The sequence below is a fragment of the Afipia sp. GW822-FHT04G07 genome (assembly GCF_058800765.1).
In genome coordinates, this window is sequence record NZ_JBXAMP010000001.1 from 573,191 (window position 1) to 594,914 (window position 21,724).

Annotated in this window: 26 protein-coding genes; 15 read left to right on the forward strand and 11 right to left on the reverse strand. The window is 62.9% G+C overall.

Annotation, left to right across the window (positions count from 1 at the left end; all coding sequences use genetic code 11):
• The first annotated feature begins 52 nt into the window (after positions 1 to 52).
• From AC1RKJ_RS02725 to AC1RKJ_RS02745, 5 genes are all read left to right on the forward strand, one after another.
• Positions 53 to 1,033 carry a Bug family tripartite tricarboxylate transporter substrate binding protein gene (locus AC1RKJ_RS02725; RefSeq protein WP_492789364.1) on the forward strand — a complete coding sequence of 327 codons (981 nt, stop codon included), beginning with the start codon at positions 53 to 55 and terminating at the stop codon, positions 1,031 to 1,033.
• 208 nt (positions 1,034 to 1,241) lie between these two features.
• Positions 1,242 to 1,508 carry a hypothetical protein gene (locus AC1RKJ_RS02730; RefSeq protein ID WP_492789365.1) on the forward strand — a complete coding sequence of 89 codons (267 nt, stop codon included), beginning with the start codon at positions 1,242 to 1,244 and terminating at the stop codon, positions 1,506 to 1,508.
• Between the two features lie 296 nt (positions 1,509 to 1,804).
• Positions 1,805 to 2,971, forward strand: a complete 1,167-nt coding sequence (locus AC1RKJ_RS02735; RefSeq protein ID WP_492789366.1) for a DUF2778 domain-containing protein — start codon at positions 1,805 to 1,807, stop codon at positions 2,969 to 2,971.
• Between the two features lie 232 nt (positions 2,972 to 3,203).
• The gene (locus AC1RKJ_RS02740; protein ID WP_492789367.1) at positions 3,204 to 3,521 is read left to right on the forward strand and encodes a hypothetical protein; all 318 of its coding nucleotides are present in this window, start codon (positions 3,204 to 3,206) and stop codon (positions 3,519 to 3,521) included.
• 9 nt (positions 3,522 to 3,530) lie between these two features.
• Positions 3,531 to 3,908, forward strand: coding sequence for a DoxX family protein (locus tag AC1RKJ_RS02745; protein ID WP_492789368.1), 378 nt, complete (start codon positions 3,531 to 3,533; stop codon positions 3,906 to 3,908).
• Between the two features lie 7 nt (positions 3,909 to 3,915).
• Here the strand turns inward: AC1RKJ_RS02745 and AC1RKJ_RS02750 are convergent, their stop codons facing one another.
• The 3 genes from AC1RKJ_RS02750 to clpS form a co-directional block, all read right to left on the reverse strand.
• Positions 3,916 to 4,767 (reverse strand): tetratricopeptide repeat protein, encoded by an 852-nt coding sequence (locus tag AC1RKJ_RS02750; RefSeq protein ID WP_492792625.1) that lies wholly within the window; start codon positions 4,765 to 4,767, stop codon positions 3,916 to 3,918.
• 50 nt (positions 4,768 to 4,817) lie between these two features.
• Positions 4,818 to 5,882, reverse strand: coding sequence for a carboxylesterase family protein (locus tag AC1RKJ_RS02755; protein WP_492789369.1), 1,065 nt, complete (start codon positions 5,880 to 5,882; stop codon positions 4,818 to 4,820).
• A gap of 98 nt (positions 5,883 to 5,980) precedes the next feature.
• Positions 5,981 to 6,298, reverse strand: a complete 318-nt coding sequence (gene clpS, locus AC1RKJ_RS02760) for an ATP-dependent Clp protease adapter ClpS (protein WP_492789370.1) — start codon at positions 6,296 to 6,298, stop codon at positions 5,981 to 5,983.
• A 111-nt stretch (positions 6,299 to 6,409) separates the two neighbouring features.
• Here clpS and AC1RKJ_RS02765 point away from each other — a divergent pair, with 111 nt between their 5' ends.
• The 3 genes from AC1RKJ_RS02765 to AC1RKJ_RS02775 all read left to right on the forward strand — a co-directional run bounded on the left by AC1RKJ_RS02765 (position 6,410) and on the right by AC1RKJ_RS02775 (position 8,806).
• Positions 6,410 to 6,616, forward strand: coding sequence for a KTSC domain-containing protein (locus AC1RKJ_RS02765; RefSeq protein ID WP_492789371.1), 207 nt, complete (start codon positions 6,410 to 6,412; stop codon positions 6,614 to 6,616).
• A gap of 257 nt (positions 6,617 to 6,873) precedes the next feature.
• Positions 6,874 to 8,067, forward strand: a complete 1,194-nt coding sequence (locus AC1RKJ_RS02770) for an ABC transporter substrate-binding protein (protein WP_492789372.1) — start codon at positions 6,874 to 6,876, stop codon at positions 8,065 to 8,067.
• 190 nt (positions 8,068 to 8,257) lie between these two features.
• Positions 8,258 to 8,806 (forward strand): cupin domain-containing protein, encoded by a 549-nt coding sequence (locus AC1RKJ_RS02775; protein ID WP_492792626.1) that lies wholly within the window; start codon positions 8,258 to 8,260, stop codon positions 8,804 to 8,806.
• A 25-nt stretch (positions 8,807 to 8,831) separates the two neighbouring features.
• Here AC1RKJ_RS02775 and AC1RKJ_RS02780 read toward each other — a convergent pair whose 3' ends face one another.
• Positions 8,832 to 9,083: a hypothetical protein gene (locus tag AC1RKJ_RS02780; protein WP_492789373.1), complete on the reverse strand. Its 252-nt coding sequence runs from the start codon at positions 9,081 to 9,083 to the stop codon at positions 8,832 to 8,834.
• A gap of 679 nt (positions 9,084 to 9,762) precedes the next feature.
• On the opposite strand from AC1RKJ_RS02780, the gene AC1RKJ_RS02785 reads away from it, so the two are divergent.
• Positions 9,763 to 10,062, forward strand: coding sequence for a hypothetical protein (locus AC1RKJ_RS02785; RefSeq protein WP_492789374.1), 300 nt, complete (start codon positions 9,763 to 9,765; stop codon positions 10,060 to 10,062).
• Positions 10,063 to 10,077: 15 nt separating this feature from the next.
• On the opposite strand, the gene AC1RKJ_RS02790 is transcribed toward AC1RKJ_RS02785, so the two are convergent.
• From AC1RKJ_RS02790 to AC1RKJ_RS02810, 5 genes are all read right to left on the reverse strand, one after another.
• Positions 10,078 to 10,521: an MgtC/SapB family protein gene (locus AC1RKJ_RS02790; protein WP_492789375.1), complete on the reverse strand. Its 444-nt coding sequence runs from the start codon at positions 10,519 to 10,521 to the stop codon at positions 10,078 to 10,080.
• Positions 10,522 to 10,571: 50 nt separating this feature from the next.
• On the reverse strand, positions 10,572 to 11,771 hold the full coding sequence (locus AC1RKJ_RS02795; RefSeq protein WP_492789376.1) for an efflux RND transporter periplasmic adaptor subunit: 1,200 nt from the start codon (positions 11,769 to 11,771) through the stop codon (positions 10,572 to 10,574).
• The gene (locus AC1RKJ_RS02800; protein ID WP_492789377.1) at positions 11,761 to 14,952 is read right to left on the reverse strand and encodes an efflux RND transporter permease subunit; all 3,192 of its coding nucleotides are present in this window, start codon (positions 14,950 to 14,952) and stop codon (positions 11,761 to 11,763) included. Before AC1RKJ_RS02800 ends, AC1RKJ_RS02795 begins: the two co-directional genes overlap by 11 nt.
• Before the next feature lie 198 nt (positions 14,953 to 15,150).
• The gene (locus tag AC1RKJ_RS02805) at positions 15,151 to 15,549 is read right to left on the reverse strand and encodes a PaaI family thioesterase (RefSeq protein WP_492789378.1); all 399 of its coding nucleotides are present in this window, start codon (positions 15,547 to 15,549) and stop codon (positions 15,151 to 15,153) included.
• Between the two features lie 86 nt (positions 15,550 to 15,635).
• Complete coding sequence (locus AC1RKJ_RS02810) at positions 15,636 to 16,928, reverse strand: ArgE/DapE family deacylase (RefSeq protein ID WP_492789379.1); 1,293 nt, start codon at positions 16,926 to 16,928, stop codon at positions 15,636 to 15,638.
• 187 nt (positions 16,929 to 17,115) lie between these two features.
• On the opposite strand from AC1RKJ_RS02810, the gene AC1RKJ_RS02815 reads away from it, so the two are divergent.
• Positions 17,116 to 17,928 (forward strand): class I SAM-dependent methyltransferase, encoded by an 813-nt coding sequence (locus AC1RKJ_RS02815; protein WP_492789380.1) that lies wholly within the window; start codon positions 17,116 to 17,118, stop codon positions 17,926 to 17,928.
• 124 nt (positions 17,929 to 18,052) lie between these two features.
• On the opposite strand, the gene AC1RKJ_RS02820 is transcribed toward AC1RKJ_RS02815, so the two are convergent.
• Positions 18,053 to 18,661 carry an NAD(P)-dependent oxidoreductase gene (locus AC1RKJ_RS02820; protein WP_492789381.1) on the reverse strand — a complete coding sequence of 203 codons (609 nt, stop codon included), beginning with the start codon at positions 18,659 to 18,661 and terminating at the stop codon, positions 18,053 to 18,055.
• A 61-nt stretch (positions 18,662 to 18,722) separates the two neighbouring features.
• Here AC1RKJ_RS02820 and AC1RKJ_RS02825 point away from each other — a divergent pair, with 61 nt between their 5' ends.
• From AC1RKJ_RS02825 to AC1RKJ_RS02845, 5 genes are all read left to right on the forward strand, one after another.
• Entirely contained in the window at positions 18,723 to 19,193 is a 471-nt protein-coding gene (locus AC1RKJ_RS02825; RefSeq protein ID WP_492789382.1) for a winged helix-turn-helix transcriptional regulator, read from the forward strand.
• Positions 19,194 to 19,679: 486 nt separating this feature from the next.
• Positions 19,680 to 20,009, forward strand: coding sequence for a DMT family transporter (locus AC1RKJ_RS02830; protein ID WP_492789383.1), 330 nt, complete (start codon positions 19,680 to 19,682; stop codon positions 20,007 to 20,009).
• A gap of 19 nt (positions 20,010 to 20,028) precedes the next feature.
• The gene (locus tag AC1RKJ_RS02835; protein WP_492789384.1) at positions 20,029 to 20,178 is read left to right on the forward strand and encodes a hypothetical protein; all 150 of its coding nucleotides are present in this window, start codon (positions 20,029 to 20,031) and stop codon (positions 20,176 to 20,178) included.
• A 35-nt stretch (positions 20,179 to 20,213) separates the two neighbouring features.
• On the forward strand, positions 20,214 to 20,447 hold the full coding sequence (locus AC1RKJ_RS02840; protein WP_492789385.1) for a DUF6719 family protein: 234 nt from the start codon (positions 20,214 to 20,216) through the stop codon (positions 20,445 to 20,447).
• Between the two features lie 201 nt (positions 20,448 to 20,648).
• Complete coding sequence (locus AC1RKJ_RS02845) at positions 20,649 to 20,942, forward strand: hypothetical protein (RefSeq protein WP_492789386.1); 294 nt, start codon at positions 20,649 to 20,651, stop codon at positions 20,940 to 20,942.
• A gap of 131 nt (positions 20,943 to 21,073) precedes the next feature.
• Here the strand turns inward: AC1RKJ_RS02845 and AC1RKJ_RS02850 are convergent, their stop codons facing one another.
• The gene (locus AC1RKJ_RS02850; protein ID WP_492792627.1) at positions 21,074 to 21,547 is read right to left on the reverse strand and encodes a CreA family protein; all 474 of its coding nucleotides are present in this window, start codon (positions 21,545 to 21,547) and stop codon (positions 21,074 to 21,076) included.
• Between the last annotated feature and the right edge of the window lie 177 nt (positions 21,548 to 21,724).

A 21,724-nucleotide genomic window follows, 5' to 3' on the forward strand; every position in this document is an offset into this window, starting at 1 on the left:
TTGACCGGGCAACGCCACCATCAAGCCGCACATCCGGGAAGGAATCGCCGAAATGAAGTCCCTCGTCCGCGCGCTGGGTGCGCTTGTCGTCATCTCCACCGGCATTGGAAGCGCGTCGGCGCAGACCTCCACGCAGAACTGGCCGAACCGGCCGATCCGCATGATCGTGCCTTACACGCCGGGCGGCTACACCGACATGATGGCGCGCCTTGTCTCGGAAAAGGTCGCGGCCTCGCTCGGGCAGAGCATCGTCATCGAGAACAAGCCGGGCGCCAACGCCGCCATCGGCACCGATGCGGTCGCCAAGGCCGCGCCCGATGGCTACACCTTCGGCACCGTGATCGCGGCGCACGCAGTCAACGCGACGCTCAAGGCGAACCTGCCCTACAACACGGAAAAGGATTTCACCTATGTCTCGCTGATGAGCGTCGCGCCGCTGATTCTGATCGCGACGCCTTCGCTTCCAGCAAAGGACATGAAGGAGTTCATCGCGCTGGCGAAAGCAAAACCGGGTACGCTCAATTTCGCGTCCAGCGGCATCGGCTCGGCGGCACACCTCACCATGGAAATGCTGAAGAGCCGCGAAGGCATCAATGTCCAGCATGTGCCTTACAAGGGCACGGCCGGCGCGCTGCAGGATCTGGTGGGCGGCCAGATCAACGTGATGTTCGACATCATCGGGCCGCTGATGGAGCAGGTGCGCGCCGGCAACGCCAGGGCGCTCGGCGTGGCCTCAAAGGAGCGCGTTCCGGCGGCGGGCGATACGCCGACGCTGATCGAACAAGGCGTGAAGGATTTCACCTCCGGCACCTGGGCGGGCATCATTGCGCCTGCGGGCGTGCCGAAGGAGATCGTGGAGCGCATGTCCGTTGAGGCGAAGAAGGCCCTCGCCGACCCCGAACTGAAGAAGAAGCTCGAGCAGCAGGGCATCGTCGCCATGGGAACCACGCCGGAGGAATTCAAGGCGTTCGTGGCTGAGGAAGTCGCGCGCTGGAAGCAGGTCATCGTCGCGGCCGACATCAAGATCGAATAGCGCTGGGGTGCGATCGCGAGGTCGATTGCCTCGCATCGCACGCTCGCCTCGCCGCTCTGACCGGCGCGGACTCTTCGGCGTCCGCGCTTGAACCTTTCACCCCGCATCGGACACCAATCAACAGCGGACCGAACGAGTCTGCCAACGCGTCCCGTCCAAGACTTCTGCCAAAGATTTCCTCCAAAGAATTTCTGCAAAGATTCCAGTCATGTCCCCTTTCCTGCGCGCGGCCCTTTTCGAAGCCATCGGCCTGTGGTCCGCGTTTTCGATCTGGAAAAGTTTCCAGACCGGGATTGTCGAGAACAGGCGCGGCTGGAATATCGACCGCCGCGAGAATCCCGGCGGCTTCTGGCTGTCGTTGCTGGTGCGCGCGCTGTTCGTCGCCTATGCCGTCGCCGTGTTGCTTTGGGCGTTCGGGCTGATCGGCGATCCGTATGTCTGGCTGCACGCGATCCTGCCCTCGTTCTTTCGCTGAACACAGCGCGCCGATCTGAAACCGGCGGCATCGCAGGGTTCCATCCGCCCCGGCAAATTGAGTCCGGATTGTGTCACGCGCGCATGCGATTGCCTTGCCTCACATCTTCCCGGATTTAATCCGCATTTAACGAACATTCGCCTTAATGGCGCTCCGCATGTTTGCGAGATGCATTCTGGGGAACTCACCGGTCCGTGGGAGTCCGAACGCAGGCTCGTGCGTCAAACGTGCGGCCTGCGCGCCAGTCATCGTGCGCGGGAGTGTGTGTGCGTGAAAAATTCTGGGCGTAAGGCGTAATGGCGTACAATACCGCGTATCGGGTTTCGACCGCCTGGAACGAACAGCCTCCGCGAAAGCTCACGCCGCAGGCGGTGATCGGCGGCGCAGGTCTCGCAGCCGTGGCACTGGCCTGCGCCTGGACGCTCTACATCAATGTGCTCGGCCCCGGCGTCCAGTCGATGGCGGTCGAACTGCCGCAAGTGGTTTTCATCCCCGGCGCGAAGGCCGCACTCGCCACATCGGTCGCCGACCTCGATGTCACATCGTCGCTGGGAACTCAATCGCGGGACACATCTGCACCGGTCGCGCCTTCCGTGAGCGCGCCGCCGCTGTCGTTCAACGAGCGCTTCGTGTCGCGGTCGGACGACTGGCCCGCATCGAAGCCGGTGCTGGCCAAGGCCGACAGGCTGCCGATCGCGCAGCAGCCGCAACAGACCTACAAAGTGGCGTCGCTTGCACCTGAAGCCCTGCCCGAGCCTGCCACCCAACCCGAAACTGACGTGCCGCCTGCGCCCGAGACGCGCGACGCGCAATTGCCGTTGCCGAAGATTCAGCAGGCATCGCTTGCCATTCCGCTGCCGACGCCGCGTCCCGCCTCGCTGCGCGCCATGCCCGAAGGCCCGTCGCGCGGCGAGATCGCCCACGCCAACAAGGCCGCGGCGCTCGCGGCCATCGCCCAGCCGAAACTCACCATCTTTGAAAAGCTGTTCGGCCGGCAGGAAAAAGGCCCGACGCTCGCCTTCGCGTCGCCCGATGGCGGCATCACCAGCGACGGCAGCAGCCTGACGCCTGGGCGCTTCGACAAGCAAACCGCCGTCTACGATATTTCCGCGCGCACGGTTTACCTGCCGAACGGCACCAAGCTCGAAGCGCATTCCGGCCTCGGCAGCAAAATGGACGATCCGCGCTACGTTCACGTCCGCATGCAGGGCGCAACACCGCCCCACACCTATGACCTCGCGATGCGCGAAAGCCTGTTCCATGGCGTGGAAGCGATCCGGCTTCATCCGGTCGGCGGGCCCGAGAATATCCACGGACGAACCGGGCTTCTTGCCCATAGCTACCTGCTCGGCCCGCGCGGCGATTCCAACGGCTGCGTGTCGTTCAAGGACTACGATGCGTTCGTCCGGGCCTACAAGAACAACGAAATCCGGCGGCTGGTCGTGGTCGCCAAGCTGGATTAGCTTTTTTGACGCGCGTTTTCTTCACGCGAACCGGCGCCAACTTCGCTCGAAAACGCTTCGCTCGTAGCTGTTGATAAGCCCGAAAAACCGGGGTTTTCCGGCATTTTCCTGTGCATTTCTCCCCGGCCCGCCACGATCTGTCCCCTCCCGGCGATACATTGAATTCTGCCCATGGCCCCGCCGTTTCGCGGCGGGCCGTGATCCGTTCCTTCCTCCTCGAAGGAGAGTTCAGATGCTCGCGAACGTGCCACTCCGGGATGCCAAGCCGGCCGTGATCGTGTGTCCGGGCTGCGCGCGTCACCTCATGGAGGTGCAGGACGTGCGATGGGCAATGACGCGGCTCGAGTTCACCTATCAGTGCTCGGGCTGCGGCGCGGAAACCATCCGGGCGATTGCGGGCGACACGCCGGTGTTCGTCTCGCGCGCCTCGACGCATTTGCGCAGCCTCGAAATCTTCAGCTTCAATCCCGATCCCGACAAGCTGCCGCGGCATCGCGCGCCGGACAGCAGAACCGGCTTTGCGGTCGACGGCGCGCGCCGGACGGGCTGAACCCGCCGTATGTCGTTCGATCCCGCCTATGCCCTGCTCGTTGTCGGCCGCCTGTTGCTCGGCGGCCTGTTCGTCTATGCCGGCGTGAAGCACCTGTTCCTGATCCCGGTGCTGACGCAGGTCATCGCGGCACGCGGCATTCCATTTCCGCGCCTCGTGCTGCTGGCAGGTTCGTCGTTTCAGTTCGTCGGCGGTGTGCTGCTGATGGCGGGGCTATGGGTGCCGGCAGCGGCGTTCGGGCTGGTTGTCTTCACGATTGCTGCGTCGTTCCTGCTGCTGAACTTCTGGGACATGGAAGATCCCGCGCGGCAGAACACGATCAATGTCTGGCTCTCCAACATGGCCATCATCGGCGGCCTTCTGGTCACGGCATCACAGGCGCTGTAACGCGGCTTCAGAAGCACAGGTTGGTGACGACCTTGCCGGACTTGTCCTTGATGACGTAGGGGCATTCCGCGCGCTTGAGCGCCGCCTTGGCATCGTCGTTGCCCAGTGCTGCGGCTTTCTCGTAGTAGGTTTTCGCAGCACTTGAATCCTGCGCGCCGCCGCGTCCGCTTTGCGCGAAGTAACCCATGCGCTCCAGCGCGCCGGGATGATCCTGCGCCGCCGCCTTCTCGAACAGGCTGCGCGCGCCTGCATCATCCTTCGGACCGCCGACGCCATCCGCCAGCATGATGCCAAGCTGATACTGCGCCTCGGCATTGGTCTCGGCTGCTTTCGCCAGCAGGCTGCGCGAACGGGCCGCGTCGGCGGGCGCAGCGGCGCCGCCTTTGCCGGACAGGGCCGCGAGATTGCTGACGCCGCGCGGATTGCCGCCCTGCGCCGCGCGCTCGAACAGCTTGCCAGCCGCAGCCTCATCCTTGGCGACACCCGCGCCGGTCGCGTAAGCCACGCCGAGTTCGACCATCGCCGACGTGCTGCCCTTGTCGCTGGCCTTGCGCCAGGCCGCGATGGCTTCACCGTTCTGCTGGTTGGCGGCATAGGCGCGGCCGAGCTGATACATCGCGCGGCGCGACGAACCTGACGCCTGCTTGCAAAACTTGATCGCGGTCGCGACGTCGCCCGCTCCGATGCTGGTCACGCCCTTCGCGTCCGCCGGTTTATCCGGATCGGCGGGATCGGCGGCGAGCCGGTCGCACAGCACGAGATCGGCGGATTGCGCGTGCGCCGGGGCATGGGGCGCGGCCAAAAACGTCAAGGTCGCGATGCCGAAAATATAGGCAACCGGAATGCGCGCGGGCTTCATCGTGACAGGTTTCTTCATGAGCCTTTTATATCGCGCAATCGCCTGCGCGGCTACGCCTTCAGCCATTCCAGCAGCGGCGCGTTGATCTCGCGCGGATAGGTGTGGCTGAGATCGTCGATCTCCCGATAGGTCACGTTCGCGCCCGCCGCCGTCAGCGCCTTCTGCGCCTGCCGCGCCACCTCCACCGGAAACATCCAATCCAGTGCGCCGTGCACGAGATGGATCGGCAGTGCCCGGAGCCGCTCGGCGTCGGCCGTTGCAATCAGCATCGGGTGAAACGTCGCCGACACCGGCGCCAGATGCGTGAACGGCGATCCGCCGTCGAGCGCGCTGACATAGCAGAACGTGCCGCCGTCGCTCATGCCAGTGAGCAGCAGCCGCGCCGGATCGACATTCCAACACTCACGAACCGTCGCGACGATGCGCGCGAGGTTCGGCGTGTCGTTGTCGTCGCCCATCAGCGCCCACGTGCTGCCGAGAGAATTCCCGCGCGACGTCGGCGCGACGAGGATCGCACCGAACGAGCGCGCATCGCGCAGCCAGCTCCACAGGAAGCCACGGCCATGACCGCTACCGCCATGCAACGCCACCACCAGTGGCCACGCGCGGTCCGGCGTGTAATTTTCAGGAACATAGAGCGAGTAGCCGCCGCGTGTGCGCGGTTCGTTGTCGACATGCATGACGCCAGTCTCGTTGTCGCGCGCAGGCTGCATGGCGCGCGCGAGCGCATCGGCATCGCTACGCAACGACGGATCGAGAAAGAAGGCGTTCACCGCCGGGATTATTGCCGCGAGCGGATAGAGCGCTTCCTGCGCGCGCGGCGCATGACGCAAGGCCTTAAAGACCGCGCGGATGTCGCCCTGCCCGGCGGCTTCACGCAACTCCCTGAACGCGGACAGCGCTTCGTCGCTGGCGGCAATGAGCCGGGTGCCGACGACATCCGACGCATTTGATGGCTTGAAATCCGAATAGGCCGCGCGCAGCGCCGCGTCAGGCGTGCCGACCGCCGCCATCACGGAGCCGAACTCGGGCGGATCCAAATGACGCGCAATGAGACTGAGCGTCTCGAGGCAGGCGAACAGCGGCGGCAGGATAGTCGCGGGGTCTGATGTCATGGCGCGCAGGGTAATGCCCGGCGCAGCGCTGGCAAGACGATCCGCCGGACTGGCAGTTATGACGTCCCCTGGATTTCGTCTCCACCAGATGAAGCGCCCTATTCCTCCGGCTCCGTCGTGAAGAACAGCGGGTAACCCTTGGCCTTGCCGAGTTCGGTTGCTTCCTTGGCCTTGGTCTCGGCGACATCGCGCGTGTAGACCGCGATGACGCAGGCCCCTTTTTGGTGTGCCGTCAGCATGACGCGGCTCGCGGTTTCCTCGCCCATGCGGAACACCGCTTTCAACACCGTCACGACGAACTCGCGCGGCGTGTAGTCGTCGTTGAGCAGGATCACCTTGTAGAGCGGCGGACGCTGCAGCTTGGGCTTCGTCTTCGTTTGCGTCGTGGTTTTCGGTTTGACGGTGGTCGGGCTCATCGAAATCTCTTCCGAAATCGCGTCAGGTCTCTGGTTGCAAATCTCTCCGGTCTCTTGCTGGCATCGCCGCCGCCCGTCCCCATATCCGATGGAACGAGGCATCGAGGGCCCATGCCGCAGACCGGATCAAGCGTTATTTCGCGCATCGATTATAACGCGTCCACGCGCGAGCTTCACGTCACTTTCACGAGCGGGCGGCGCTACAGCTATTCCGGTGTGCCCGGCGAGGTCTATTACCAGTTCTGCCGGGCCGCCTCGCAGGGCGCGTTCTTCAACGCACTGATCCGCGACCGCTACGAATTCACCGAAGATCGCTGAATTCACGCGCCGCCCTGACGCCGCGGCATCTTGCCGTCGGGCGTCCGTCGCCACCAGAATTAAAGTTCAAAAACAATACTTTAAACGCGCAAGCCGCAACTGCGGCTGTCCATTTCGGCTAACGAGCTCATAAACCATCGAATTTTTTCACTTGCGCTCGTTTCCATCTCGGCTAATTAGAAGTTCTAAAATCGAACTAAGAGCCAGTTGGCGATTCACGCGAAACGGCCATTCGGGGAACGGCAGGAGGAGACCACATGTCGAAGAAATTGCTCATCACGGTTGCGGCGTCGCTGGCGATGACGGCTTCCGCGCTCGCCGGGGACGCGCCGGGCGTCACGGCCACGGAAATCAAGGTCGGGGCGACCTTCCCATTCAGCGGACCGGCCTCATCCCTTGGCAATTCCGGCAAGGGTCTCATCGCCTACATCAATCAGGTCAATGATCGCGGCGGCGTCAACGGCCGCAAGATCAACCTCATCACCTATGACGATGCCTACAGCCCGCCGAAGGCGGTCGAACACACCCGCAAGCTGATCGAGAGCGACGAGGTCGCCTTCATGTTCGGCCAGTTGGGAACCCCGTCGAACTCCGCGACCATCAAGTATCTCACCGGCAAGAAGATCCCCTCCGCCTTCATCACGACCGGAGCGACCAAGTTCACCGACGGCAAGGAGTATCCGCTGACCACCACGGCGCTGCCGAGCTACGATACCGAAGGGAAGATCTACGCGAAGTATTTCCGCGCGCAGGTGCCGAACGCGAAGGTCGGAATCCTTTATCAGAACGACGATCTCGGCAAGGATTTCGTCGCTGCGATGAAGGCCGTCTACAAGGACGACTACGCGGCAAAGGTCGTGGCCATCGCTTACGAAGTTGCCGATCCCACCGTCGACTCGCAGGTCGTCAACCTGAGAGCCGCAGCACCGGACGCACTTCTGATTGCCGGTACGCCGAAGTTCGGCGCGCAGGCCCTGCGCAAGATGAACGAGCTGGGATGGAAGCCCCTCACCCTGATCAACTTCGTTGCCGCCTCGATCGGCAACACGTTCGTGCCTGTCGGCCTCGACAAGGTGACAGGCGTGGTGACGGCCGGCTTCCAGAAGGATGCGACCGATCCGAAGTGGAAGGACGACAAGGGCGTGAATGACTTCGTCGCGTTCTTCAACAAGTATCTGCCGGGCGCGGATCTGTCCGACCAGAACTACCTGTACGGCTATCAGCAGGGCATGATCCTCGAGCAACTCATCAAGCAGAGCGGCAAGGATCTGTCGCGCGAGAACATCGTGGCGCAAAGCAAGAGCTTCAAGGACTTCGCGCTGCCGACCGCGCTGCCCGGCATCAATGTCAACACCACTCCCGCAGTCAATCAGGCCTACACCCAGATGCAGATGCAGCGCTGGAACGGCAAGAGCTGGGAACAGTTCGGCGGCGTCGTGAAGGCGGACTGATCTCCCGTTCTGCCCTTAACGGCCATCGAGGCGTCGCGGGTTCCGCGACGCCTCGATTTTTTATGCCCTCGCCGCAATCGCCCAAGCTGGAACGCGGCTTGTCATGACGCGTTGTATCGATATCCCCGCCGCGCGGCACCGCCACCGGCAATCTCCCGTGATCGACATGGAAAACGTGGAATCGATTGGCATGACTGCGCCCTATTATTCGGACCCCGCCACGGCGACCTACAAGGTTAGGCCGGTGTCGTTCGTCTTCGCCGATGACGGGCTGGTGCCGAACAATCCGCTGCCGTTCCTGCTCTACAAGGGCGCCATCGCGCTGAATGGCCAGCCGGAAGAAACCATTGAAAAGCTGTTCGCCGCGAACGGCTGGGGGCAGATGTGGCGCAACGGTATTTTCGGCTATCTCCACTACCACGCGACCGTGCATGAGGTGCTTGCGGTCGCACGAGGGCGCGCGAACGTGCGCTTCGGCGGCGATCAAGGCCAGGAATTCGAGATCCGGAAGGGCGATGTCGCCATTCTGCCGGCGGGCACCGGTCATCAGTGCCTGTGGGCGAGCGAAGATTTCCTGGTTGTCGGTGCCTACCCGCCAGGACCGGAGATGGAAATCACCCGCCCGACGCCCGAAAACCACCGGCTCGCCCTGCGCAGGATACCGCGGGTGGCCCTGCCCGAGACCGATCCGGTTTACGGACCGGACGGTCCGCTGGTCGAGCTATGGAAAAGGACGTGAAGTAAAGGCGGGGCCGAGGGGCGCGTCAGGGCGTAGCGAAGGTCCGCGAGGCTTCTTCCCGTCCCATCGCCACGCAGACTTTCTTGCGGCGGATGGCGCCGAGAGCGCCGGTGATCTTGAGCACCTTGCCCACGCCGCAGGTGCCGTTATCGACGAACACGACCGATGACGGCGGCAGGAAATACGGTTCTCTTTTCAGAAAGGTCGGGGTCGCGTCCTGCGCCAGACAAGGCGCGGAGGCAAAACACAGCAACGCGACGGCGAAGACGGTACGCATGACACTCGTTTCCCAAACCGGCAAAAATCATAATGCGCCATTTCCGTGAACGTTCCAAGACGGGATCGGCGGCAGCCTGATTATTTTCGTGGCACGAGCCTGTAGCACGAGCCTTGCGGCGGCATCACAGCAATTTTCCGGAACGGTAAACGCCCCGGTGTGTTGGGCCACCTCAACGGAGATCCTCATGCGACACAAACTTCTCCTGACAACTTTGGTGGCAGCCTCGGTCGCTGCATCCGCGACGGTAGCGATGGCCCAAGCCGCCCGCCTTCCTCGCCGGGCGGTTCGGCTGCCGGCACCCCGGGCGTTTCGCCGGCAACGCCGCCCCCGGTCGCCACCCCGCCCGCAACAACCGGCAGCAATACCGGCGGCGTCAACCAGCCCGGTGTGCCGAACACCTCGACGCCGGGGTCGATCGGCACCGGGGCATCCCCCAGCGGCCTGCCGGGCGACAGCACCAGCAATCCTGGCTACCCGGCTCCTGTCGGCAGTCCGAAACGCTAAGACAGGCAGCAAAAGGCCCCCGAATTTCGGGGGCCGTTTTTCTCAGGTCCACCTGTTCAGGCTTTCCGCCGACATTGCGCTTCCTGTCTAAATTGTAATCGCCTCACGCCGATGTTCCTGAACAACGCCCGGCAGCAGCCGGTTGAGCCTTCGCCAAACGAAGGAGGCTCTCATGCCACGCAAATTCATTCTGACAGCGCTCGCGGCCACATCGGCCGCCGTCACCGTGCTGACGATCTCAACAGTCGCACTCGCGCAGGACGCGGCCGGTTCGGCTAGCGTGTCCCCGGCAACGCCCCCGGCCCTGTTGGCTCCGATGCCGAGCGGAAACAATACCAGCGGCATCAATCAGCCCGGCGCGCCAAACACATCAACGGCAGGAATTATCGGAACCGGCGCGACGGCGAGCGGACTGCCGGGGGAAAGCACTCACCATCCAGGCTTTCCAGGACGGGTTGGTGGACACCGGTAACTCCCGTGGCCCGGCTTATTTCTTCGCTTCCTGCTTGAAGGGCGCAAGCAGCCAGAGCGTCAGAAACGTGAACAGCGAAATGACCACGGCCACGTCGTAGGAGCCGAGGCCGACGGCGGCGCCGGTTGCGCCGGTCGCCCAAAGGCTGGCGGCAGTCGCGGTGCCGCGCACGGAGTTCTCTGTTTTCAGGATCGCGCCACCGCCGATGAAGCCCATGCCGGTCATCAACCCTTCGATGATCCGGGCGGTGCCTTCGGGATGGCCTTCAAGGATATGTTCGGTCGCCTGCACGATGCCGCAGGTCGCGAGCGCCACCAGCGGAAACGTGCGCAGGCCGGCGCTGCGTTCTTCCTTCTCCCGGTTCCATCCGATCGGCAGCGCCAAGATATAAGCCACCGCAAGCGCGATCAAATGCGGGCCGATCCGGAAACTGCCGGTGGCTTCCAGAAGCGCTTGCATGGGGAACTCTCCGAGGGTCAGGCGTCGTAGCCGCCGACCGTCGAAGGCGGCTACTCGGTCTTGGTGGTGCTGTTCGAGCTTGTCCGGGGCGTGCCGTCCTTGCCCGAGCCCGCGATGCGAACCTGATCGCCCTCCGCGATGCCGTCAAGCGGCGTCACGATCACGCGGTCATCCGCCGCAAGGCCGGTCGCGATCTCGATGTCGCGGCCGAGATCGCGCGCGATGGTCACTGTCTTGAACATCACCTTGTCGCCGGCGCTGACGGTGGCGACGCGAAGCCCGCTGTTGTTGAAGATCAGCGCGCTCGCCGGGATGGAAAGCGGCTGAACGTCCCGCGTCAAAGCCAGCTTGACGTTGGCGAACGCGCCGGGGCGCAGCTCGTTGTTGGTGTTCTCGATGGCGAGCTGCATCCGCGTGGTGCCGGAGGAAATATCGATCGACTGCGCCGACGCTTCGATGGTCGCCGGGAACGTACGGCCGGCATACTCCGGCACGGTGACAATCGCTTTCGCGCCCATCCGGATTCCGGGCAGATAGCTTTGCGGCACGTTGACGTAGAGCCGCAGCTTCTTGACATCGGACACGACGAACATCGCAGCACCGGCGCCGGTGCCGCCGTTGATCAGCGCGCCGACATCGGTGTTGCGCTCGGTGACGACGCCGTCGAACGGTGCCGTGACATTCTTGTAGCTGGCCAACGCCACCAGACGCGCGACGTTGGCCTGCATCGAATTGACCTGCGCTTCCTTGCTGGCGAGATCCGCGGAGCGTTCGTCGATTTCCTGCTGCGACACGAAGTTGGAGGCGAGCAGCGTCTTGCGCCGCGCCAGTGTCGCACCGGAGAGCTTGGCCGCCGCCTGCGCGTTGGTGAGGTCGGCGCGGGCCTGAAGCAATTGCTGGTCGAGGTCCGGCGCTTCGATCTCGGCGAGCAACTGCCCTGCCGTGACCTTCGCGCCGATGTCCACGTTCCATGTTTTGAGGTAGCCGCTGACGCGCGCATAGATCGGCGCGCGCGAATAGGCCTCTAGCCGGCCCGGCAGTTCGAGCGTGGCGTCGAGCGGCTTGGTGCCCGGCAGCGCCACCGCAACGGACGGCACCGCCTGTGCGTCGGTCCACTCGCGCAGTTTCACGTCGCCGTTCGAGCGCGTGATGATGCCGGTGACGACCACTGCCGTGAGCACACCGATGGCAACGGTTCCGTACAGCCGTATCTTGCGCGGCGACACCGGCGGGGCTTGATCAGGTCGCATGAACGATCTCCGGTGCCGTCGCAGGTTTTGCGGGCATCTTCTTGTGAACCATACTGAACACCACGGGCACGAACATCAATGTGGCGAACGTCGCGAAAACAAGTCCGCCGACCACGGCGCGTCCGAGCGGCGCATTCTGCTCGCCGCCCTCGCCCATGCCCAGCGCCATCGGCGTCATGCCGATGATCATGGCCAGCGCCGTCATCAGCACCGGACGGAACCGGACGAAACCGGCGTCGAGCGCGGCCGCGACCGGATCGCCGAGTTCCTCGTAACGCTCACGGGCGAAAGAAATCACCAGCACGCTGTTGGCGGTGGCGACGCCCATGCACATGATCGCACCCGTCAACGCGGGCACCGACAGCGTGGTGTGGGTTGCAAACAGGATCCAGACGATGCCGGCCAGCGCGGCGGGCAGCGCAGATACTATCACGAACGGATCGGACCATGACTGGAAGTTCACAACGATCAGCAGATAGATCAGCACGATCGCGCCGAGCAGACCGAACAGCAGGCCCGCGAACGCACTGTTCATGGTCTCGACCTGACCGAGCAGGACGACGGTGCTGCCCTTTGGAACGTCCTTCGCGGTGTCCGCGATGATCTTGTTGATGTCCTTCGCCACCGCGCCGAGATCGCGGCCCTGCGGCGTCGCGTAGATCTGAACCATGGTCTGAATGTCGTATTGCGAGACCACCGCGCTGGACGCGGAGCGCTTGATGTCCGCGATGCCGCCCAGCATCGGCGAGTTCGCCATGCCGGCGGCGGAAATCGGCAGCGCTTCGAGCTTGTTCAGCGAGTCGATCTTGTACTGCGGAGTCTGCATCACGATGGAATACGACACGCCGTTGTCCGGATTGAGATAGAACGTCGGCGCGACCTGCGAACTGCCGGCGAGATTGACGACCATGCTGTTGGTGACGTCGCGCGCCGTCAGCCCGACATATTGCGCGCGGGTGCGGTCAACATCGACATTGAAGCCGGGATTGTTCGGCGACTGCTGGATCCGCGCATCCGCGATACCTGACACGAGCCTCACGCGCCGCAGGAGGTCAGTGGCGTACTTGAAATTCGCATCGCCGTTGGCGCCGCGCACCTGAATGTCAATCGGCGCCGGCGCGCCGAAATTCAGGATCTGGCTGACGATGTCGGCCGGCAGGAACGCGAACGAAATGCCCGGAAATTCGCGCGGCAGTTTCTCGCGCAGCTCGCGCACATACTCGTCGGTCGGCTTGTGATCTTCCCTGAGCTTGATCTGGATGTCGCCGTCCTGCGGACCGATCACGCCGGTGTTGTTGTAGGTCATGTTGATGCTGCTGTTCGGCATCCCGATATTGTCAGCCATGGTCTCGATCTGCTCCGGCGGAATGATCCGCCGGATGGTCTTCTGGATTTCCGCCAGCCGGTTCGCGGTCTCCTCGACGCGAGTGCCGACCTGATTGCGGACATGGATCAGGATCTGGCCGGTATCGACCGACGGGAAGAAGTTCCGGCCGAGAAACGGCACCAGCAGGAACGACAGCGCGACGAAGGCGAGGAAGCCCGTGACGAACAGCGGGCGGCGGCCAAGCGCCATTTCGAGCAGGCCGTGATAGCCCGCCCTGAACTTCTCGAACCGCGCCTCGAAACCGCGCTGGAACATCACAAGCGGATTGCGGGTGCGCGGCTTCTCCGCGGCATTGCCGTGCTCGTCATGGGCGTGCTTATGCAGCAGGTACTTCGCCATCGTCGGCACCAGCGTGCGCGACAGGATGAACGACCAGGCCATCGCGAACATCACCGAGAGCGCCATCGGCACGAACAGGAAGCGCGACACGCCGGTCAGGAAGAACATCGGCACGAACACGATGCAGATACACAGCAGCGATACGAAGGCCGGCGTCACGATCTGCCGCGCGCCATCGAGAATCGATTCCTCGACCTCCTTGCCCTGCTCCAGATGCCAATTGATGTTCTCAATCGTCACCGTGGCATCGTCGACCAGAATACCGACTGCGAGCGCAAGCCCGCCGAGCGTCATGATGTTGAGCGTCTCGCCGATCGCCGCCAGGCATATGATCGCGCCGAGCACCGACAGCGGGATCGACACCGCGATGATGACGGTCGAGCGCCAGCTTCCCAGAAACAGCAGGATCATGACGCTCGTCAGCGCCGCGGCCAGGATGCCCTCGAACGCCACGCCCTTGATCGCGCCGCGCACGAAAATCGACTGGTCGCCGATGAACGACACCTTGAGCGAGTCAGGCATCGTATCCTTGATATCGATGATCTTCTGTTTGACGCCCGAGATGATGTCGAGCGTCGATGTCGCGCCGGCTTTCAGCACCATCATCAGCACGGAGCGGTTGCCGTCGACATGAACGATGTTGGTCTGCGGCGGGTTGCCGTCGCGCACCGTGGCCACGTCGCGGATATAGACGGTCGCCCCGTTGACCACCTTGATCGGCAGATCGCCCAGTTCCTCGATCTTCAGCGGCGAGTTGTTGAGCCGGATGTTGTATTCGAAGTTGCCGATCTTCTGGGTGCCGACCGGCGTGATCAGGTTTTGCGCGGCAAGGGCGTTGGCGACGTCCGCCCCCGACAGGCCAAGCGCCTGCATCGCACTCGGATTGAGATCGATCTGGATCTGGCGTTGCTTGCCGCCGTAGGGCCACGGGATCGCGGCTCCGGGCACAGTGACCAGCGGCGTGCGCAACTGGTTGGTGGCGAAGTCGAACAGGTTCTGTTCGGTCAGTCCCTCACCTGCCAGCGCAAGCTGGATGATCGGCACCGTGGAAGCGTTGTAGTTCAGGATCAGCGGCGGCGTGGAGCCCGGCGGCAGCTGCCGGAGCATGGTCTGCGAGATCGCGGTGACCTGCGCGTTGGCAGTGCGGATGTCGACATTGGGCTGGAAGAAGATCTTGATGACGCCCGTTCCGTTGTAGGAATTGGCAACGATGTGCTCGATGTCGTTGACGGTCGTCGTCAGCGCGCGCTGGAACGGCGTGACGATGCGGCCCGACATCTGGTCCGGCGGCAGGCCGGTATAGGACCAGACCACGCCGATCACGGGGATGCGGATTTCGGGGAAAATATCGGTCGGCGTCCGCAGCGCCGCGAGCGGCCCCACGATCAGAAGAAGAAGCGCCAGCACCACGAAGGTATAGGGGCGGCTCAGGGCAATTCGGACGAGCGCGTTCATTTCGACGTTTCTCGGTCAACGGGCACAGCATTGGACCCGCAGGAAAGACCTGTTCTTCGACGCTTTTTATCTAGGGCGCTGATCTACCCGAATCCGGCGGGATTGCGCAACGCCGCAATCCTCACAGTCGCTTGTTCGGACGCCAAAATCAGCCGGTTTTCGGGGATTCGGCCGTTAACATTTAGGATGAAGAGGCGGTCACAGGATCATCTGGGTCTGCGTCACAATAGCGACCAGCCGGCCCTCCCCGGTCTCGAGCCGGGTCTGCCACACCTGGGTGCGCCGCCCGAGATGGACCGGGGTTGCGGTCGCCCGGATGGTGCTGCCCGCTTTCGCGGCCCCCGTGAAGTTGGTCTTGCTCTCGATCGTGGTGGTGCCCTTGGCGTCCGCAGGCAGGTTGATGATGGTGGCCGCGGCGCCGACGGAATCGGCAAAGGCCATCACCGCGCCGCCGTGAACCGAGTGGCCGAGGGTGCAGAGGTCTTCACGCACCACCATGGTCGCCACCACCTTGTCCTTTTCCGCCTCGGTGAAGGTGACGCCCATCAGGACGGCCAGCGGCATCGGCCGCGACTGGATCAGTTCAAGCAAGGTCACGTTGTTGCTCCTCGGGTTAATGCAAAAGATGAGCGAATGCGCCGGATCACGACGTTAAAGTAACGGATGAACGCCGGTCCTGCGGATCACGCGGCTTCCACGCCGCACCATCCCGCTACGAACAGCGCGATCGCGCGCGTGGTCTTGCGCAGCGATTCGATTTCCACCCGCTCGTTGAAACCGTGCATCGCTTCCGCATTGGCGCCGAAACACAGCGACGGAATCCCGGCGTTAAGTCCGTAGAACCGCGTGTCGGTCAGCGCCGTGAACGCCAGCTCCTTCATCGCGCCGCCATAGACCGTCTCATAGGCATCGCGCAGAACAGCCTCGGAGTCCTCGCCGCCGGTCAGTTCATAGCCTTCGGACAGGAAACCCGACCATTCCACCGCGGGCGGGTTCTGCGCCAGAAATGCGTGCGTCTTCGCAGCCGCCTCGACGCAGGCGACGATCTCGGCCTGATGATCCGCAATCGACCATCCCGGCAGCACGGCGATGCGGCAGTCGATGTCACACCATGCCGGCACCGATGACGCCCAGTCACCGCCCTTGATGATGCCCGGATTGAAGTTGATCGGATGCTTCACGCGGCCGAAATGCTTGTCAGCCGCGGCGCGTCTGTTCCATTCCTCTTCCAGTACTTCAAGCGCCTGAACCAGATGATATGCCGCCTTGATGGCGTTGGCGCCGACGCCCGCCTCGTACACATGCGCCGGCTTGCCGCGCACCTTGAGGCGAAACCAGATCACCCCGACCTGCGAGCGCACCAGCTTGCCGTTGGTCGGCTCCGGAATGAAGCAGCAGTCGGCGCGATAGCCGCGCTGCACGGCGGAGAGCGCGCCGACGCCGGTGCTTTCCTCCTCGATGACGGATTGAAAATGAATCCGTGCGGTCGGCTTCAAACCGGCGGCGCGCAGCGCATCCAGCGCGAACAGCGCGGCCATGGTGCCGGATTTCATATCGCCCGCGCCACGGCCGTACAGCCAGCCGTCCCTGACCGCCGGCGAGAACGGCGGCGTGTCCCACATGTCGAGCGGACCGGCGGGCACCACGTCGCAATGGCCTTGCAGGATCAGCGAGCGTCCCGCCTCGCGCGCCGGGCGATACGTTCCCACCACCGTGCGCGCGCGGGAGAAATCGTGTTCGATGGGACCAAAGCCGCGCAGGTCTTTCAGGTCGTTGGTGTCGATGCGCCAGTCGTCGACCTCAAAGCCCCGCGCGCGCAGCAGATCCCCCATCATGTCCTGACACGGACCTTCCGCGCCGCGCGTCGAGGGAATGGACGAGAACTGCTTGGTGGTCTCAAGCTGCCGGTCGAAGGCATCGTCCACCGCGTCGAGAATGCGGCGGCGGGTGTCGCTGGCGATCGTCTTGGCGTCCATCGCGTTTCGTCCCTTCATGCGTCTGCGCGCAGGTTATTGGCAACGACTGTAGCCAAATTTAAGGGACCGTTGGAAGGGACGCGATGACGTGCGAGGTAAAGGTCGATCGCCTTTCGGCTGGAAACGGCCCAAACCGAACAATTCCATGCTAGTCTCGCAAGAACCAAACGGACGGCGGGTGATAGCAATGCTGGAAACCGACCAGGTGTTCGCCGGCTCGATCCCGGAAAACTACGACCGTTATATGGTGCCGTTGATTTTCGAACCGTTCGCCGCAGATCTTGCACAACGCGCAGCGTCCTTCTCGCCGAGCGCCGTTCTGGAAATAGCCGCGGGCACCGGGGTCGTTACCCGCGCACTGGCGCCGAAACTGCCCCCCGGCGCGAGCTACATCGTCACCGACCTCAACCAGCCGATGCTTGATTACGCCGCTTCGCAACAACCTCCCGACAGCCGCATCACATGGCGGCAGGCAGATGCGCTGGCGCTGCCGTTTGACAATGCGGCCTTCGATCTCGTCTGTTGCCAGTTCGGCGCGATGTTCTTTCCCGACCGCTCAGTTGCCTACCGCGAAGCAAAGCGAGTCCTGAAGCCCGGAGGACATTTTTTGTTCAGCGTCTGGGATCGCATCGAGGAGAATGTATTTGCGGACGATGTGACGAACGCTCTCGCACAGATTTTTCCGAACGACCCGCCGCGCTTTCTGGCACGCACACCGCACGGCTACCATGATAAGGCCCTGATCCGCAGAGAACTGGAGGACGCAGGTTTCTCCCGCGTGGTCATCGAGACGAAAGCCGAACAAAGCCGTGCACCCTCCCCTCGCCTTCCAGCCGTCGCCTATTGTCAGGGGACTCTTCTTCGCAACGAAATCGAGACCAGAGAGGCGGGAAAACTGGAGGCTGCAACAGACAGCGCCGCATCCGCGATCGCCCACAAGCATGGTAGCGGTGAGGTTGCCGCCAAAATTCAGGCGCATGTGATCGTGGCTGCGGCCTGAGTGTTGGAATAACCGGTTCCGGCACATCGCGAGACATTACAGACAATAATTCCAGTGCGGTTTTGGTTCGCAAATCCGCGAAAACTTTGCGCTGCAAAACGATGCGGACTTGCGAACCACCACACTAGTACCCCACCGTGAATCGCTGACGCGAATGCGCGGGTTTCTCGACTTCATCGGCGAGCGCGATGGCATAGTCCGCGAACGAGATGCTGCTGCCCTTCTCATTGGTCAGAAGCTGGTCCTTGCCGAGCCGGAACGTGCCCGTGCGCGGCCCTTCAAAGAACAGCGCCGACGGCGAGAGAAACGTCCAGTCGATATCCTTCTCCTGCCGCAGCAGGCTGAGAAACTCGCCGCCCTTGGCGGCTTCGTCCTTGTAGGCGGCAGGAAACTCCGGCGTCGAGACCAGCGTGACGCCCGGCGCGACCTCAAGGCTGCCTGCGCCACCGACGACAAGATAACGTCTCACGCCCGATGCCTTCACCGCCGCAATCAGCACCTGCGGATCGCTTTGCAGGAAGTGCACGGCGCTGATGACGGCGTCATGTCCCTTGAGCAACGCGGCGAGACCGTCCCTGTCGAACACGTCGCCCTTCTTTGGCGTCACGTTGACCTGTGCCTGAACCTTGTCCGGATTGCGGACGATGGCCGTGACCTGATGACCGCGGCGCACGAGTTCCTGGAGAATGGGCGAACCGGCGCGGCCGGTGGCTCCGATCAATGCGACTTTCATGTTTGCATCCCTTGTCCTGTACATGGTATCGAATGGATACCAACTAACGAATGGACATCAGATGCCCCTTGGCGAGCCCGCTGTGAAGAAGGCACTTTTGCGAGACATGGTCCCTCCGGCGAAACCTGTTCCGAAAAGGCCAGCGAAGGCCCCGCGCGGCTCATGGCCTGCCGATCCTTACGCGGAGGATTGTCCGACCCGGCAGGTGCTCGACCGCATCGCCGACAAATGGACTGTGCTGCTGCTGATCCTGCTCTCCCGCAGGCCGTGGCGGTTCAATGAACTGCGCCGCGAGATCGGCGGGCTCACCCAGAAGATGGCTTCGCAAACCCTGAAGGGTCTGGAACGCGACGGTCTCGTGACTCGCAAGGTGACACCGACCGTTCCGGTGACGGTGGAGTATTCGATCACGCCGCTGGGACGCACGCTGAGCAAGACCGTGGACAGCTTGCGCATCTGGGCCGAACAGCACCTGCCCGACGTCGCGAAGGCGCAAAGACAGTATGACCGGATGAAGGCCCCCACTGTGTAGATTTAGTCACACACACGAAGTTTGCGCGGTTGTTCTGCGTGCGTTCGCAAGAGTTGATGAGGCGTTTACGGTGTGCGCGATAGAATGATTCATCGTCGGCAACACCTCGCGAAGGCGCCGGCGAAAATCAGCTCCCGTTATCAAGGAGAGCAATCATGCCAGCCTATGCGCAGCATCACCAACCGCCTCGCGATCTTCATGCGACCATGGCAACGTGTCCAAGCTGCCAGAGCCTTTCCATGCAGATCAGGGAAGTTCAGCCTCACTGGGACCTGGCGAGGGTCGACTTCGTCTATGAATGCCCGGCGTGCTGTACCGAAGTGCGGGAGATCGTGGCGAAACATTAAGTGCTGGTCTCGCGCACTTGAGAAACGCCATGTCGTTCGCAAATATCCGGCGACCGCACGCTGACGGTTCCCTGTGCCGGCGCAGCTTGCGATGCAATCGCTGCCTATGAGAATCAGGCTTGCCCGATTACGCTGGAGCATGACCTACGTTTATCTCATCTGCGCGATCGTTCTCGAGGTCATCGGCACGGCCGCGCTTCAGGCCTCCGAGCAATTCACCAAACCCAAACCGCTGATCCTCACCGCGCTGGGTTACGGAGCCTCGTTCTATTTTCTCTCGCTGGTCCTGCGCACGATGCCGGTCGGGATCGCCTACGCGATCTGGTCGGGGCTCGGCATCGTCCTGATCACACTCGTCGGTCTCGTCTGGTTCGGCCAGAAACTCGACACCCCCGCCATCGCCGGTCTCGCGCTGATCATCGCGGGCGTCGGCACCATCAATCTGTTTTCATCGACCGTTTCGCATTGAAACATTGGAGAGACCCGTCATGGACAATCGCAACATCCTTTACGCAATCGTCGGCGCGCTTGTCATCGCGGTCGGAGTTCTCGGCTACAAGGTCTATCAGGACAACAAGAAGCCGCAGGGCCTGCAGATCAATGTCGGTCCCGACGGTCTGAAGATCCAGAACAAGTGAGCCGGACGGACATGACTGCTGCCTGCTTGCGGAGAATGTTGCGTCGTGGCGCGGCCGCCACGCTTGCAGTCGTGGCGCTGACAGTCACGGCCCGAGCCGACATCGTTGCGCGGGAGTCGGATGTTGTTGGCTTGCGGCTCGGCCAGCGCGTGTATATCGACGACGGCTCCTGCCCGGCCGGACAGATCAAGGAAATCACCGGCATGCAACTCACCTCCACCGGTGTTTTGTCGGTGCGCAAGTGCGTCGATCGCAAGGGCAAGCGCTAACCGATCACACAATCCGTCTCGCTGGTCCGCATCGATTCGACGTTGCACAAGACAATTCGATGACTTGTCTCCCGGCTTTTCGTCGGATGCATTCGCACTTGCAGCGTGACCGCTCGGGCTGTGCTCCTACAATCACGGCGCGCGGCGAGTGAGTCCGGCGCCGACGTGACGGAACCTGATACCGGACCGGGAGCGAAAATCATGTCGGGCATGCTTGTTAGTTTGCTGATCCAGATCATCGGTGGCGCTGTTGGCGGAAACGTCGCCGGCGGCGCGGCCAAAAACATCGATCTCGGAACGCTTGGAAACACGATCGCCGGCGCGATCGGCGGCGGCGTCGGGGGCCAGATTCTGGGGATGCTAATTCCAATGCTGGCCAATTCGGCCTCGACGCCGGACATCGGCGCGCTCATCGGCCAGGCTGCGGGCGGCGGCGTTGCCGGCGCCGTGCTGACCGCCATCATCGGCGCAATCAAGAACAGATCGGCCGCGTGATCCGCAGCGGCTCCGCGTGTCACCGCAAGGAAAATCGCGGAGCCTGTGGTTGGCCAGCCATAACGCATCAACGACGCGCGTAAACGCGCGCGTTGACGCTTTATGTTGTGGAATCGTTTTCAGTCAGCGCGCTAGCCGGAAATGAAATCGCTGCATTTCTGGATCGTGTCACTGCTGCCCCATGGCATGATCGGCACCGAGGACGTCGAATTCTTTGGCGAGCCTTCGATCAGCCTGTCGGAATAGACCATGTAGACCAGCACGTTTCGCTTGGCGTCACAGCCGCGCACGATCTGCATTTTCTTGAAGAACAGCGAGCGGCGCTGGCGGAACATGTCTTCGCCCTGCGAGGCCTTGTTCTTGAAACGGATTGGCGCGATCTGGCGGCACGACAGCGAGACGTCGGAAACTTCCTCGGCAAGACCGAGCCAACCCTTGTAACCGCCCTTTTCAGGCGCGGTGAAATGGCACGCCACGCCTTCCACGACCGGATCGTCGACGCCGTATGTCGCGAGCTTGTCGTCCGGGCTGAGGAGCTTGAACACGGTCGAACGCCGGAAGATCAGGTCCGGCTCATCAGCCGCAACGACGGGCGTGGCCGTCATCCAGGCAAGAACAGCAGCCAGCAGCGCGGCGGCTGCCGGGCGGGTCAGACGGAAGGGCATCGGTGGGGCTCCACAAAGGATGTTCATAAACCGGATGGGGGTCGCGCACCCCGGCCAAGGAACCCCTCATGTGGGGTCGCATGGAGGCCGTTGAAAGGCACGCGATTGTGACCCTCC

Coding starts and splice junctions, on each gene's coding strand:
- AC1RKJ_RS02725 (WP_492789364.1), top strand. CDS start 53: ATGAAGTCCCTCGTCCGCGCGCTGGGTGCGCTTGTCGTCATCTCCACC.
- AC1RKJ_RS02730 (WP_492789365.1), top strand. CDS start 1,242: ATGTCCCCTTTCCTGCGCGCGGCCCTTTTCGAAGCCATCGGCCTGTGG.
- AC1RKJ_RS02735 (WP_492789366.1), top strand. CDS start 1,805: ATGGCGTACAATACCGCGTATCGGGTTTCGACCGCCTGGAACGAACAG.
- AC1RKJ_RS02740 (WP_492789367.1), top strand. CDS start 3,204: ATGCTCGCGAACGTGCCACTCCGGGATGCCAAGCCGGCCGTGATCGTG.
- AC1RKJ_RS02745 (WP_492789368.1), top strand. CDS start 3,531: ATGTCGTTCGATCCCGCCTATGCCCTGCTCGTTGTCGGCCGCCTGTTG.
- AC1RKJ_RS02750 (WP_492792625.1), bottom strand. CDS start 4,767: ATGAAGCCCGCGCGCATTCCGGTTGCCTATATTTTCGGCATCGCGACC.
- AC1RKJ_RS02755 (WP_492789369.1), bottom strand. CDS start 5,882: ATGACATCAGACCCCGCGACTATCCTGCCGCCGCTGTTCGCCTGCCTC.
- clpS (WP_492789370.1), bottom strand. CDS start 6,298: ATGAGCCCGACCACCGTCAAACCGAAAACCACGACGCAAACGAAGACG.
- AC1RKJ_RS02765 (WP_492789371.1), top strand. CDS start 6,410: ATGCCGCAGACCGGATCAAGCGTTATTTCGCGCATCGATTATAACGCG.
- AC1RKJ_RS02770 (WP_492789372.1), top strand. CDS start 6,874: ATGTCGAAGAAATTGCTCATCACGGTTGCGGCGTCGCTGGCGATGACG.
- AC1RKJ_RS02775 (WP_492792626.1), top strand. CDS start 8,258: ATGACTGCGCCCTATTATTCGGACCCCGCCACGGCGACCTACAAGGTT.
- AC1RKJ_RS02780 (WP_492789373.1), bottom strand. CDS start 9,083: ATGCGTACCGTCTTCGCCGTCGCGTTGCTGTGTTTTGCCTCCGCGCCT.
- AC1RKJ_RS02785 (WP_492789374.1), top strand. CDS start 9,763: ATGCCACGCAAATTCATTCTGACAGCGCTCGCGGCCACATCGGCCGCC.
- AC1RKJ_RS02790 (WP_492789375.1), bottom strand. CDS start 10,521: ATGCAAGCGCTTCTGGAAGCCACCGGCAGTTTCCGGATCGGCCCGCAT.
- AC1RKJ_RS02795 (WP_492789376.1), bottom strand. CDS start 11,771: ATGCGACCTGATCAAGCCCCGCCGGTGTCGCCGCGCAAGATACGGCTG.
- AC1RKJ_RS02800 (WP_492789377.1), bottom strand. CDS start 14,952: ATGAACGCGCTCGTCCGAATTGCCCTGAGCCGCCCCTATACCTTCGTG.
- AC1RKJ_RS02810 (WP_492789379.1), bottom strand. CDS start 16,928: ATGGACGCCAAGACGATCGCCAGCGACACCCGCCGCCGCATTCTCGAC.
- AC1RKJ_RS02815 (WP_492789380.1), top strand. CDS start 17,116: ATGCTGGAAACCGACCAGGTGTTCGCCGGCTCGATCCCGGAAAACTAC.
- AC1RKJ_RS02820 (WP_492789381.1), bottom strand. CDS start 18,661: ATGAAAGTCGCATTGATCGGAGCCACCGGCCGCGCCGGTTCGCCCATT.
- AC1RKJ_RS02825 (WP_492789382.1), top strand. CDS start 18,723: ATGCCCCTTGGCGAGCCCGCTGTGAAGAAGGCACTTTTGCGAGACATG.
- AC1RKJ_RS02830 (WP_492789383.1), top strand. CDS start 19,680: ATGACCTACGTTTATCTCATCTGCGCGATCGTTCTCGAGGTCATCGGC.
- AC1RKJ_RS02835 (WP_492789384.1), top strand. CDS start 20,029: ATGGACAATCGCAACATCCTTTACGCAATCGTCGGCGCGCTTGTCATC.
- AC1RKJ_RS02840 (WP_492789385.1), top strand. CDS start 20,214: ATGTTGCGTCGTGGCGCGGCCGCCACGCTTGCAGTCGTGGCGCTGACA.
- AC1RKJ_RS02845 (WP_492789386.1), top strand. CDS start 20,649: ATGTCGGGCATGCTTGTTAGTTTGCTGATCCAGATCATCGGTGGCGCT.
- AC1RKJ_RS02850 (WP_492792627.1), bottom strand. CDS start 21,547: ATGACGGCCACGCCCGTCGTTGCGGCTGATGAGCCGGACCTGATCTTC.